A 12359-nucleotide genomic window follows, 5' to 3' on the forward strand; every position below is an offset into this window, starting at 1 on the left:
ACATCCTCATGAATCTTGCTACTGTGACGTTTATGGACACAGCAAAGTTGAGAACCTTTTCAACAGTCCGAACCGCATCTTCCCTTGCTGCAGCAATCGGAATCGCCCTCTCTTTGCTCTTCTCTTCATGGCTCGGTGCCGATTCACTCAATTGGCAGGTAGCAATTGCAGTTCTTGCTTTGGCAGTAGGCATTCCGCATGGATCACTCGATCACTTGGTAACTCTTCCAAAATCTAAGCCTCTGCTGATGGCTTTCTTCATAGTTATATATGTGGCTATTGCACTTGCCGCTATTTGGGCGATTTTGCAGTGGAACGTTTATGGGTTTATTGCCGTAGTGCTCATGAGTGCAACTCACTTTGGAATCGGCGATAGTGCATTTATTGCAGAACTTGATCGTGAGAAAGGCCGCACAGAGAGAGCTATTCCAGTCTTTGCTTACGCCTCGGCAGGCGGGTTGATTCCAGTTGTCATTCCTCTTGTGCAGAGCCGAAGCACTGAAGCTCTTGAGAAGGTAAATGAGAACTTAGTTGATTGGCACTATGGATTTACATCAGAGATTCAAATCATCGTTGCGGCAATTGCAACCATTAGCCTTCTGATTCTTATCTCCCGAAAGCGCTATCGCGATGCAGTGGATATTGCACTTCTGGCAGGGCTTGCATCGATTGCTCCGCCGCTTGTCTCATTCGCTATTTATTTTGGTTGCTGGCATGCAATGCGCCACACAGCGCGATTGACCTCATTGCTTCCACGTTCACAGGCTGCGTATCAACAATCACGTGGCTTTAAGGCATTTAGTTATGCGGTTATTCCAGGGCTACCGGCACTGGCCGGCACATTTATATTCGTTATTCTGCTGGCTGCAATCGCTCGTGAAAATATCAGCGATCACTTTCTCTGGCTTACTTTGGTCACAATCTGGGCGCTGACCGTTCCTCACATGATTGTCACAGCCAAGTTAGACCGCGCCGCTCTCAAGGATTAACCCCTGATTAGTTAGGCTTCGCAGCATGTTGAGAAAAATACTTCTGCTCACTCTTGTCTTTACATCAGTTCCTTCAGCTCAAGCAGCACCGGTCTATCTCTTCCCTGTAGCAAATTGCGACGTTAATTATGCGCGCGCACATCACGACTATGCAGCGACAGATATTTTGGCAAAGGCTGGCTGCCGCTTTGTCGCCCCCATCAATGGAATTGTCGATGAAGTAAATCGGGTTGATAAATGGAGCGGTAAAACCAATCTAGGAATTGATCGCGGCGGTCTTTATGTCTCGATCATCGGAGAAGATGGAGTTCGTTATTACGGCTCTCACCTACGCTCAATTCCGGCAAGCATTCAACCTGGAGTAGAAGTTAAGGCTGGACAAGTATTGGGCGCAATCGGATCAACTGGCAGCGCACGCGGAACTGCGCCACACCTTCACTTCGGTATTTCATGGCCAACGCCTGCAGATATTTGGTGGGTTCGCCGCGGTGAAGTTCTTCCTTGGAAGTATCTCGATGCATGGAAGAGTGGAAAAGATTTATCGCCCGTGAAAGCAGTTGCGGCGCTGAAAGCTAAAGTAGGCGAGATTCCGCCTGAGCCAAAAAAGTAGAAAAAAATAAGGCCCACCGATTTCTCGGCGGGCCTTATTCGTAAGTGAAATTAGTTAGCGTTCACTGCGTCTGCCTGAGGACCCTTTGGACCCTGGACGACCTCGAATGAAACTGACTGACCCTCTTCAAGGCTCTTGTAACCGTTTCCCTGAATTGCTGAGTAGTGAACGAATACATCTTGTCCGCCACCATCAACTGCAATGAAACCGAAACCCTTTTCAGAGTTGAACCACTTAACTGTACCTGTTGCCATATTTTTTACTATTCCTTCGATATGTTGGGAGTTCGAGAATTCCTCAAACTCCAGTCTTCGTCTTGCTACAGCCATACCGAGTAAAGAAGTAAATCTAACAACGGGTACTGATAAAGCGTCCGACTAGGAATAAGGGTACCTGCTACTTCCGCGTATTCCTATTCCCAGTTTCCATCGATCACGCTCAAATCAGAGCTCTAAAACGCTCATATTCACAAAGTCGGTGGAAAGTTGTATAAATAGAGCACTCACTAGCAATTGGTAGTCGTTGTGGATCGGGGAAGGTCGCACAAATCGCACCTTGCTAGGAGCACCACATGCATGAAAAAAACCTCGCCGGTCTGGTCGTCATCCACTCCGCGCCTACTGCGCTGCGCCAACATATTGAATGGGGGCTTAACTCACTGTTGGGTGCACCTCAACAAATCTTCTGGCGCGATCAACCACTTACTCCTGGCACCGTTCGCACTTCACTCGAATTCCGTGCACCCATTGGCACGGCTGCCAAGATAGCAACAGCGCTTAAGGGATGGCATTACCTGCGCTTTGAAGTCAGCGAACTCGGTACACATAATGGCGAACTCTTTAGATTTACCCCTGAACTTGGAATCCATCGCGCAACTGTCGACCAAGTTGGAACAATTCTCATTAGCGAAGATCAAATTCGTAAGGCACTCGCGCACTTTGATGAGTTAGAGGTTCGTGAGAATCTCGAGAGAACTCTTGGAAATGAATGGGAGGTAGCACTCGAGCCTTATCGAGGCGTCGACCTTCAAGAAGTTGCGCGACTTCGCGCTATCTAAGTGGAGATAGAATTAGACCATGACAACTCAAGCACCTATGACCTCAACTGAACGCCGCCGCTCGATTCTCTACATCGCAATCGCTCTTATTCTTGCGATTGCCCTAGGCGGTGGACTCGTCAAAGTTGGTGCAGGATTTGCAGCACGTAATGCAAATGGAATTACAGTCACTGGATCTGCGAAGACATCTGCAACTGCCGATAACGTTGTGTGGACGCTCAATGTTTCACTGACACGTCCAACAGTTTCTGAAGCTGTCACCAGAGTCGGAAACGATGTCGCAGCAGTGAGCAAATATTTGACCGATGGTGGAATTCCGGCAGAAGAGCTGACACTTGGCTCTGTCTCTACTTATGCGAACGAGCAATGGGTCAACGGCAACAACACAGGCAAGATTCTGAACTACCGCGCATCGCGTGATGTAGTTGTTCGCTCAAAGGATGTCGAACTTGTTTCAAAGCTTTCGCAAGGAATCGGAACAATCTTGCAGCAGGGCGTGACCGTTAATAACTACGGACCTCAGTACTACCTTTCAACTCTTCCTAAGCTTCGCCCACAACTTCTTGAAGAAGCGATGAAGGATGCCAAGATCCGCGCTGAAGCAATTACCAAGGCGGTGGGTGGCAAGGTTGGATCAGTGCAATCAGTTCGCTCAGGCGTATTCCAGGTGACAACACCGGATTCAACGATGACTCAAGATACTGGTGCTTATGACACATCAAGCATTGAAAAGACTGTTACATCAACAGTCTCAGTAACCTTCTCAGTTAAGTAAGAGGACTACAGAGGAATATTGCCGTGTGAACCACGGCGATATTCAGTCTCTGCCAAAACCTTTGCAATAGCGCTACGAGTCTTATCTGGCTCAATCATTTCATCAACTGCGCCGATTTCAATTGCACGTGCAACGCCACCAGAAACCTTTTCATGTTCTGCCGCAAGTTCTAGTTCCATATCCTCACGCTGATCTGCAGGAAGATCAGCAAGTAAACGACGATGTAGAACGCGCACAGCAGCAACTGCGCCCATCACGGAAACTTCTGCTTGTGGCCAAGCAAATACGCGTGTGGCACCGAGTGATTTTGAGTTCATCGCAACAAACGCTCCGCCATAAGCTTTACGTGTAATAACGGTAACGCGTGGAACAACAGCTTCAGCAAATGCATGGAGCAACTTTGCACCGCGTCGCACAGCGCCTTCCCACTCTTGTCCGATGCCAGGTAAGAAGCCGGTGACATCTGCAATCACAACGAGTGGAATACCGAAGGCATCACAGGTGCGAACAAAGCGCGCAGCTTTTTCACCTGCTGCAGAATCTAGAACTCCGCCGATTACTTGAGGATTATTTGCAATCACTCCAACTGTGCGACCACCTAGGCGACCAATAACAGTCGTCATGTTTTCGGCCCACATATCCAATAGTTCGAGCTTCTCTCCATCTTTATCGAGAATGGCATCAACCAACGGATGTACTTCATAAATTCGCTTCGCTGAATCAGGAACAAGATGGGCAAGAGGAACATCATCAACGTTTGGCGACATCAGCCCTTGGTTGGCAAAGAGCGAGACAAGATCTTGAATCTCGCGGAAGGCAACCTCTTCAGAAGGCGCAATTACATGTGCAACGCCGGAATTCTTACTGTGCGCTTCAGGTCCACCGAGTAGAGCCATATCGACGATATCGCCCGTTACAGATTTCACGACATCAGGACCTGTTACGAAGATGCGACCTTCGGGTGCAAGAACAACAACATCTGTAAGTGCGGGCCCATAGGCACCGCCGCCAGCAGTTGGTCCAAGCACAAGGGATAACTGCGGAATACGACCACTTGCTGTAACCATCGCTTGAAAGACTTCACCGAATGCATTGAGGGATGCAACGCCATCACTTAAACGCGCACCACCAGAGTGCCAGATTCCGATGACAGGAATTTGTCCACCCATTGCGGCGCGATATGCCTGAACAATTACTTGCGAGCCTTCCATGCCGAGTGCGCCACCTTTAATTGTGGGATCAGATGCAAAGACAACGACTTTATTTCCCTTAACCAGGCCAGTGGCTGCAACCATTCCGCAATCGGTGCGAGGTATGAGAAGTTCGTAGCTGCCACCATCAAGGAGTGTGGCTATACGTGATTCAGGATCAAGTGGGTTGATCGGTGTTGCCATGGCTCTAGATTAGAGCGATTTAAATGCAAGTACTACGTTGTGGCCACCAAAACCGAAAGAATCATTGAGCGCTGCGATATCTCCCGCTGGAAGTTGACGAGGTGTGTCGCGAACGACATCGACAGTCACAGCTGGGTCTAAGTTTTCAATGTTGATTGTTGGGGGAGCAAGGCGGTCTTGTAGAGCCTTGACGATAAAGACGGATTCAATTGCGCCAGCGCCACCCAGTAAGTGACCTGTCATCGACTTTGTTGCAGAAACTGCAACGTGATCTGCATCCGCACCGAGTGCTTTACGAAGTGCATTAGCTTCAGCAACATCGCCTGCAGGAGTTGAGGTTGCATGTGCATTGAGGTGCACGATGTCCTTTGTAGATAAACCAGAGTTCGCTAGAGCGAATTTGATTGCGCGCTGTACGCCGCTGCCCTCAGGATCTGGGGCTGCAATGTGATAACCATCAGAGGTTAAACCTTGTCCGCCGATTTCACAGTAAATCTTTGCACCACGCGCCTTGGCATGTTCGTACTCTTCAATAACAAGGATTCCGCCGCCTTCGCCAAGTACGAAGCCATCGCGATCAACATCGTATGGACGTGATGCGCGAGCAGGTGCATCGTTGCGAGTAGAAAGTGCTTTCATCGCAGCAAAGCCAGCCATCGGAAGCTGGTGGATTGCAGCTTCAACTCCACCGGTAACGATGATGTCGGCGCGATTGTTCTTAATCATTTCAAAGGCATAGCCGATTGCTTCGGCACCGGAAGCGCATGCGCTGACGGGTGTATGCACGCCAGCCTTTGCTTGAAGTTCGAGGCCAACATTTGCAGCTGGACCATTAGGCATCAACATCGGAACAGTGTGTGGACTGACTCCGCGTGCGCCCTTTTCGTTGAGGTTAACAAATTGGTCGAGGAGGGTGATGACTCCACCGATTCCTGAGGCGATTACTACGCCAAGACGTTCCTTATCGATGTCATCAGGTGAGCCTGCATCTTTCCAGGCCTCGCGAGATGCAACGAGAGCGAACTGCTCTGAACGATCGAGGCGACGCATTTCAACGCGCTCCATCTGATCTGCAGGTTCTGTCGCAACGCGCGCAGCGAAGTGCACAGGTAGGAGCTCACGCCAATCTTCGGTGAGAAGACGGACACCAGACTGGCCGGCCAATAAGGCCTTCCATGTCGAATCCACATCTCCACCAAGGGGCGTTGTTGCACCTAAGCCTGTAACGACTACGCGACGTTGTGACATACCGCTAGATCAATTCTTCTTTTGGATCTTTACTTATGCAGCAGCGTTAACGATGAAGTTGACTGCATCGCCGACTGTAGCGAGTTCAGTTACCTTCTCATCAGGAATCTTTACGCCAAAGCGCTCTTCGCATGCAACTACAACTTCAACCATGCTAAGTGAGTCAACTTCGAGATCTTCTGTGAAGTTCTTATCCAGTTCGATTGATGCAGCTGGGATACCCGCTACTTCTTCAACGATCTCTTTGATTCCTGCAAGTACATCTGCTTGTGAAAGCGCCATTGTGTTTCCTTCTCTGTTGTTATCTGGTGTAACCGGTACTTCATTTCTTGAGGTTGCAATTGTCTACGAAAGGAGGGCTTACTTCCCAGTAAACGGGCGGGTAATCCCAAAAAAATTATGGTTTTGGAGGTAATTTCACAACTTGTCCCGCGTAAACGAGACCTGCGCCATATCCAATGAGTAGCGCTAATTTGCCGTGAAGCTCAGGATGTTTCTGCAAGAGAGCATCCATTGCAAGAGGAATCGATGCAGCAGATGTATTGCCATTCTTGCGAATGTCATCGGCGATGATCACAGAATCTGGCATATCCATCTCTTTTGCCATCGTTTCAATGATGCGCACATTTGCCTGATGAGGAATGAATGCATCAATGTCGTTGACAGTAAGTCCTGCTGATTCAAGAGCCTTCAGCGCCGCCTTGCTCATTGAGAATACTGCCCAGCGGAAAACTTTCTGCCCTTCTTGAGAAATATTTGGCCACTTGCTGCCGGCTTTAGTCAGCTGTGTCTCTGTATCGCGAACTTCCATCCAAGAAGGATTCATCTGAATCGCATCGCGATTATCAGCATCTGAGCCCCATTCGACTGGGCCAATACCTGCATCTTGTGAGGCACCGATAACAACTGCTCCTGCGCCATCGGCAAAGATGAATGCAGTTGCGCGATCATCAGGATCTGTGAAATCAGAAATCTTTTCTGCACCAATAACAAGAACAGTCTTTGAGGTTCCAGATTTAATGAAATCGTGCGCCATAGCAACGCCATACGAGAAACCAGCACAGGCTGCATTGATATCAAAAGCTGCTGCCTTGGGGTGGCCTAAGCGTTGCAGGATTGCAGTTGCAGCAGATGGAGCTTGGAACGGAAAGGTAATTGTTGCAACGATGATGGTGTCGATATCAGTAATTGAAAGCTTTGCTTTCTTCAGTGCATCTTCAGCTGCCCATGTAGCCATATCGAGAACGGTTTCTGTCTCATCTGCAAAGCGACGAGATTCAATTCCTGTGCGCTGCTGAATCCATTCATCACTTGATTCAATGCGATCGACGATTTCAGAGTTAGGGACAAGACGCTTCGGGCGATATGAACCGACGGCAAGAATCTGGCTCTCGCTACCTGTCTTTGATGCAATCATCTTTGACATTACTTACCTCCGTGGTTTGCAACGAAGGCACGCGCTGCATCAAGATCTTCTGGGCTCTTGAAAGCAAATTGTTCGATAGATGGCGCAGCGCGCTTAATCAAACCTACAAGCGTTCCTGCAGGTGCGACTTCGATAACTCCGGTAACGCCAAGTGAAACGAGAGTCTCCATGCACAAATCCCAGCGAACTGGATTAGCAATCTGATTCACGATGCGCTCTAGTACTTCCGCACCATCTTTAACGACTGCACCATCTTTATTGGAAAGCACTCCAACACTTGGCTCTGACGCTGTCATCGTTGCAGCAAGTGTGCGCAGAGGTTCGACTGCAGGTTGCATATAAGAGGTGTGAAACGCACCCGCCACAGCAAGTGGGCGAACACGCGCTCCTTCGGGTGCAAGTTGTGCAATTGCATCAAGGTCTCCGGCGGCAACGATCTGGCCACCACCATTGTCATTCGCTGCAACCAGACCTAGATCTGCAATTGCACTCAAGACCACTTGGCGATCTCCACCGAGAACTGCGGCCATTCCAGAAGGAGTAACTCCTGCAGCTTTTGCCATTTCAACGCCACGTGCACGAACTAACTTCATTGCATCAATTGGTGTGAGTGCGCCTGCAATAGCCGCGGCAGTAATTTCGCCAACAGAGTGCCCGGCAACATATGAAAATGAACCGGTTGCGCCAAGAGCATGCGCGCTCATCAAGCCTGCAGCAACGATGAGTGGCTGAGCGTTAGCCGTATCTTTAATCTCATCGGCATCTGCAGTTGTTCCAAGGCGTACGACATCAAGACCAATTGCATCTGATATTTCTTGTGCCAAAGTGCGAATCTGCGCATCTTCAAGCCATGCGCTTAACATTCCGGGAGTTTGTGAACCTTGTCCTGGAGCGATGATTGCGAGCATGTCTTTAATATAAAGGATTACGAACGAGTAACTAGCCAGACTTGAGCGCAGTGTGGCGAAACATTCACTTTTTCTGATGGCATTTTGATGATTGGTTCGTGTGTATCTACAAAAGAGGATGCATCAAAGATGCGGCGGAAACTTGTTCCCCACTTGCTATCAGGAAGAGTGAACGCAGTTTCTTCTCGTGAGGAGTTAAGGAAGAGAAGTAATCCGCGATCAGGACCGGCTTCAATTAATACAGTCAGGCTTCGCTTTTCACCATCAGCCCAATGATCTTCAGTCATCTCACGACCACCCAAGCTAAACCAGGCGATATCTTTTCGTTGCGTTCCAAGATCAACGCGACCTGTAAAGAATTCTGCTGCAACATCTGCGAGGTACGTCTTGCGAATGCGTGTTAACTCAGAGACTGAATCGCGCATATCGCGTTGAAGTTCATTGAGATCCCAATTATTTGCCCAGCCACCCATAAAAGTTTCAGATGAATCGGCGATACCTGCAGACATATTGCGCGGCATGGAATACGCATTATTTGATCCAGCTTGTGTGCGACAGAGTTCATCGCCCATCGTGATCATCGGAACACCAGCAGAGAGCAGCAACGTTGCCATCATCGACTTCTTCAGTGAATGGCGCAGTGAGACCAATGCAGCATCATCAGTAGGTCCCTCAACTCCCATATTCCAAGAACGATTCTCATTGGAGCCATCACGATTATCTTCTTGGTTAGCTTCATTGCGCTTTTCCGAATACATCGTTAAATCAGTGAGAGTGAAGCCATCATGGGCTGTAACAAAGTTGATTGATGAGGTTGGGCCGCGGTAGTAAAAGACATCTGATGAACCGCTGATGCCTGCTGCAATATCAGCAACGCCTTCACCGTAGCCACGAGCCAGATCGCCCAGCCAGAACTGACGCACAGAGTCGCGATAGCGATCGTTCCACTCGCGCCATGGATGCGGGAAGTCGCCGAGTGAATAGCGCGAAACATCCCACGGTTCGGCAATCATCTTAAAGTTACGTAATACTGAATCTGATTCGATAGCTGACATCAGAGATGAATCAAATGCTGAACCCGTTGAGTAAAGCGCAGTGGCTAAATCGAAGCGGAAACCATCAATTCCAACTACTTCTACCCACCAGCGAAGTGAATCGATGATGTGGCGCACTCCGTGTGGGCGAGATGCCGCAACGGTGTTTCCGCATCCTGTGACATCAACATAATTTCCACTGCTGTCATGGCGGTACCAAGCGTTGTTATCAATACCTTTAAAACTTAACGTTGGCCCACCAACGCCACCTTCGGCAGTGTGGTTGTACACAACATCGAGAAAGACTTCGATTCCTTCGTTATGCAATTGGTCGACCGCCCACTGCAACTCTGAAACCGGATCATCCGTTGCTGCATATTCACTGTGAGGAGCTGAAAATGCAATCGCGTTATAGCCCCAATGATTCTTACGACCGCGTTCCCAAATTCCAGGTTCAGTTGCATAAGAGTGAATAGGAAGGAGTTCGAGCGCTGTGACACCTAAATGTTTTAAGTGAGAGATAGTGCTGGGATGTCCCAAAGCTTTATACGTTCCGCGTTCACCTTCAGGAATCTCATGGTTCTTTGCAGTAAGTCCTTGCACATGCGCTTCATAAATAATTTCTTGAGTCCATGAATAGATAGGACGGTTAATGTCGCGAGCGCGATAGTCAGTCACGACTGAGTACGGAACAAACCCTGCGCTATCGCGATCATCGCGAATCGAAGTATCTCCAGCACCTGTTGCGTCAGTTGAAACGTGGCCATAAATCTGCGGAACGTACTGAAGCGTTCCATCGAGCTTATGTGCGTAAGGATCGATCAATAATTTCGCGGCGTTAAATCGTGAACCATGTTCAGGCGCCCATGTGCCATAGACGCGATAGCCATAACGCTGACCTGCGCGCACACCGGCGAGATAGCCATGCCAGATGGGGCCATTGCGGTGAGAAAGGGCGAAGCGGGTTTCTACCAACTTGCCGTTGACCTCATTAAAGAGGCAGAGCTCGACAGCCGTTGCGGCATTGGTCCAGATAGCGAAGTTGCAGCCACCGTCAGTGAGGGTGGCGCCAAGGGTTCGCGGGTCTGCAGGAAGCACGGGGTTATCTTGCCTTGCCCGCGTGAAATAGGCGGGACATCGTTGTGAAAAAGGCTACTGGTCAGTAACATACCCGCCATGAAGATAGCAGTGTGCGTAAAGCAAGTTCCCGATTCATGGGCTGAGAAGAAGATGGTCAACGGAGTTCTTGATCGCGAGAACGTTGATGCAGTTCTTAACGACCTCGATGAATATGCCGTTGAAGAAGCACTTCGTATCGCAGAAGCTCATGGCGGTAATGAAGAAGGTGGCGCACATACCGTCACTGTTATTTCAATGGGGCCAGAACGTGCAACTGAAGCTGTCCGTAAGGCACTTTCCATGGGCGCAAACGATGCAATCTTGGTTTCCGATAGCGCACTCGCAGGATCGGATGCGCTCGCAACATCAGCTGTCCTTGCAAAGGTAATTGCAGATGGCGGATATGACCTCGTTATCTGTGGCACCGAATCAACGGATGCGCGCATGAGCGTTGTACCAGCGATGATCAGCGCTCGCCTTGGTTGGGCGCAACTGACATTTGCATCAAAGGTAACCGTGGATCCTGCCGGAAAAGTTTCCATCACTCGCGTTACCGAAGCTGGCGTCGATGAAATCTCTGCCGCATTTCCTGCAGTCATTAGCGTTGTAGAAAAAATCAACGAACCTCGCTACCCATCCTTCAAGGGAATCATGGCTGCGAAGAAGAAGACTATTGAACAGAAGGATTTAGCTGCTGTTGGAGTTTCTGTGCAGAGCGCATGGTCACAAGTTAACGATGCAACACCGCGTCCACCGCGCGCAGCTGGTATCAAAGTAACCGATGAAGGAAACGGCGGAGAATCCCTCGTGAACTTCCTAGCAGAGAAGAAGTTGATATGAGCAACGTATTGATTCTCGCTGATTTTTCAGGCGATAAGGCAACAAAGACCACTGCAGAACTTGCTACTGCAGGTGCACGCATTGGCGCAGTAACTGCTGTTGTTCTTGCCGGCACCGGAAAAGGCGCAGCACTTGCTGCAACTGTTAACCAAGGCCCTATTGCAAACGTTCTTGTCATCGAATCAGATGACTTTGCATCCCACGGAGTTGCGGCATCAGCAGATGGGCTTGCTCAGGTAATTAAAGAGAAGTCACCAACTGCTGTACTGATTGCATCACATGCTTTCGGCAAGGAAGTTGCTGCACGCGTTGCAGTGCTGACTGAATCCGGAATCATCACAGATGCAGTCGATGTTGCCGCAGATGCAACAGCAACACAGTTGGTATTCGGCGGATCAACAACTGTGCACTCAAAGGTTTCACATGGCGTTGCCATCATCACTGTTCGCCCCAATAGCGTTGAAGCAGATTTCTCTGCATCAACTCCTGCCATTGAAAATGGAACGGCTGCAGTGGGTGCTGATGCAAAGAAGGCAACCATTTCTTCTTCACAACCTCCAGTTAAGGGCGGGCGTCCTGATCTGACTGAAGCAAATATCGTTGTCTCAGGCGGACGCGGAACAGATGGAAACTTCGCACCTGTCGAAGCATTTGCAGATTCATTAGGTGCAGCAGTTGGCGCATCACGAGCTGCAACAGATGCTGGTTGGTATCCACATTCACATCAGGTCGGCCAAACTGGAAAGACAGTGAGCCCACAGCTCTATGTCGCATGCGGAATCTCTGGCGCAATCCAACACCGCGCAGGAATGCAGACTTCAAAGACAATCGTTGTGGTCAATAAAGATCCTGAAGCGCCGCTCTTTGATATCGCAGATTTCGGCGTTGTCGGCGACCTCTTCAACGTGCTGCCGAAGGCGACCGAAGGCGTAACTGCCCGAAAGTAGGTTTTCCGTAGT

Annotated in this window: 13 protein-coding genes; 6 read left to right on the forward strand and 7 right to left on the reverse strand. The window is 49.5% G+C overall.

Annotation, left to right across the window (positions count from 1 at the left end; translation table 11 throughout):
• Positions 1 to 32: 32 nt before the first annotated feature.
• Together AC8GFK_RS02010 and AC8GFK_RS02015 are read left to right on the forward strand one after the other, a co-directional pair.
• Complete coding sequence (locus AC8GFK_RS02010; RefSeq protein ID WP_506625527.1) at positions 33 to 989, forward strand: Brp/Blh family beta-carotene 15,15'-dioxygenase; 957 nt, start codon at positions 33 to 35, stop codon at positions 987 to 989.
• Between the two features lie 25 nt (positions 990 to 1014).
• Positions 1015 to 1599, forward strand: coding sequence for a M23 family metallopeptidase (locus tag AC8GFK_RS02015; RefSeq protein WP_506625528.1), 585 nt, complete (start codon positions 1015 to 1017; stop codon positions 1597 to 1599).
• A 50-nt stretch (positions 1600 to 1649) separates the two neighbouring features.
• Here AC8GFK_RS02015 and AC8GFK_RS02020 read toward each other — a convergent pair whose 3' ends face one another.
• Positions 1650 to 1853: a cold-shock protein gene (locus tag AC8GFK_RS02020; RefSeq protein ID WP_017955223.1), complete on the reverse strand. Its 204-nt coding sequence runs from the start codon at positions 1851 to 1853 to the stop codon at positions 1650 to 1652.
• Positions 1854 to 2170: 317 nt separating this feature from the next.
• Between AC8GFK_RS02020 and AC8GFK_RS02025 the strand changes: the two genes are divergently transcribed.
• Together AC8GFK_RS02025 and AC8GFK_RS02030 are read left to right on the forward strand one after the other, a co-directional pair.
• Entirely contained in the window at positions 2171 to 2656 is a 486-nt protein-coding gene (locus AC8GFK_RS02025) for a DUF3145 family protein (RefSeq protein WP_506625529.1), read from the forward strand.
• Between the two features lie 19 nt (positions 2657 to 2675).
• Positions 2676 to 3431: an SIMPL domain-containing protein gene (locus AC8GFK_RS02030; protein WP_506625530.1), complete on the forward strand. Its 756-nt coding sequence runs from the start codon at positions 2676 to 2678 to the stop codon at positions 3429 to 3431.
• Between the two features lie 5 nt (positions 3432 to 3436).
• Here AC8GFK_RS02030 and AC8GFK_RS02035 read toward each other — a convergent pair whose 3' ends face one another.
• The 6 genes from AC8GFK_RS02035 to glgX all read right to left on the reverse strand — a co-directional run bounded on the left by AC8GFK_RS02035 (position 3437) and on the right by glgX (position 10539).
• A complete protein-coding gene (locus tag AC8GFK_RS02035) occupies positions 3437 to 4825 on the reverse strand; it encodes an acyl-CoA carboxylase subunit beta (RefSeq protein WP_506625531.1) in 1389 nt (462 codons plus the stop codon).
• A 9-nt stretch (positions 4826 to 4834) separates the two neighbouring features.
• Positions 4835 to 6073: a beta-ketoacyl-ACP synthase II gene (gene fabF / locus AC8GFK_RS02040; protein WP_506625532.1), complete on the reverse strand. Its 1239-nt coding sequence runs from the start codon at positions 6071 to 6073 to the stop codon at positions 4835 to 4837.
• Between the two features lie 33 nt (positions 6074 to 6106).
• On the reverse strand, positions 6107 to 6355 hold the full coding sequence (locus AC8GFK_RS02045) for an acyl carrier protein (RefSeq protein ID WP_095673267.1): 249 nt from the start codon (positions 6353 to 6355) through the stop codon (positions 6107 to 6109).
• Positions 6356 to 6470: 115 nt separating this feature from the next.
• Positions 6471 to 7499 (reverse strand): beta-ketoacyl-ACP synthase III, encoded by a 1029-nt coding sequence (locus AC8GFK_RS02050; RefSeq protein WP_506625533.1) that lies wholly within the window; start codon positions 7497 to 7499, stop codon positions 6471 to 6473.
• Positions 7499 to 8407, reverse strand: a complete 909-nt coding sequence (locus tag AC8GFK_RS02055; RefSeq protein WP_506625534.1) for an ACP S-malonyltransferase — start codon at positions 8405 to 8407, stop codon at positions 7499 to 7501. Before AC8GFK_RS02055 ends, AC8GFK_RS02050 begins: the two co-directional genes overlap by 1 nt.
• 17 nt (positions 8408 to 8424) lie before the next feature.
• The gene (gene glgX, locus AC8GFK_RS02060) at positions 8425 to 10539 is read right to left on the reverse strand and encodes a glycogen debranching protein GlgX (protein WP_506625535.1); all 2115 of its coding nucleotides are present in this window, start codon (positions 10537 to 10539) and stop codon (positions 8425 to 8427) included.
• Positions 10540 to 10617: 78 nt separating this feature from the next.
• Between glgX and AC8GFK_RS02065 the strand changes: the two genes are divergently transcribed.
• Positions 10618 to 11400 carry an electron transfer flavoprotein subunit beta/FixA family protein gene (locus tag AC8GFK_RS02065; protein WP_506625536.1) on the forward strand — a complete coding sequence of 261 codons (783 nt, stop codon included), beginning with the start codon at positions 10618 to 10620 and terminating at the stop codon, positions 11398 to 11400.
• Entirely contained in the window at positions 11397 to 12347 is a 951-nt protein-coding gene (locus tag AC8GFK_RS02070; RefSeq protein WP_506625537.1) for an electron transfer flavoprotein subunit alpha/FixB family protein, read from the forward strand. Before AC8GFK_RS02065 ends, AC8GFK_RS02070 begins: the two co-directional genes overlap by 4 nt.
• The last annotated feature ends 12 nt before the right edge of the window (positions 12348 to 12359 follow it).

The sequence above is a fragment of the Planktophila turicensis (SeqCode) genome (assembly GCF_965234405.1).
In the GTDB taxonomy this organism is placed as follows: Bacteria; Actinomycetota; Actinomycetes; order Nanopelagicales; family Nanopelagicaceae; genus Planktophila; species Planktophila turicensis.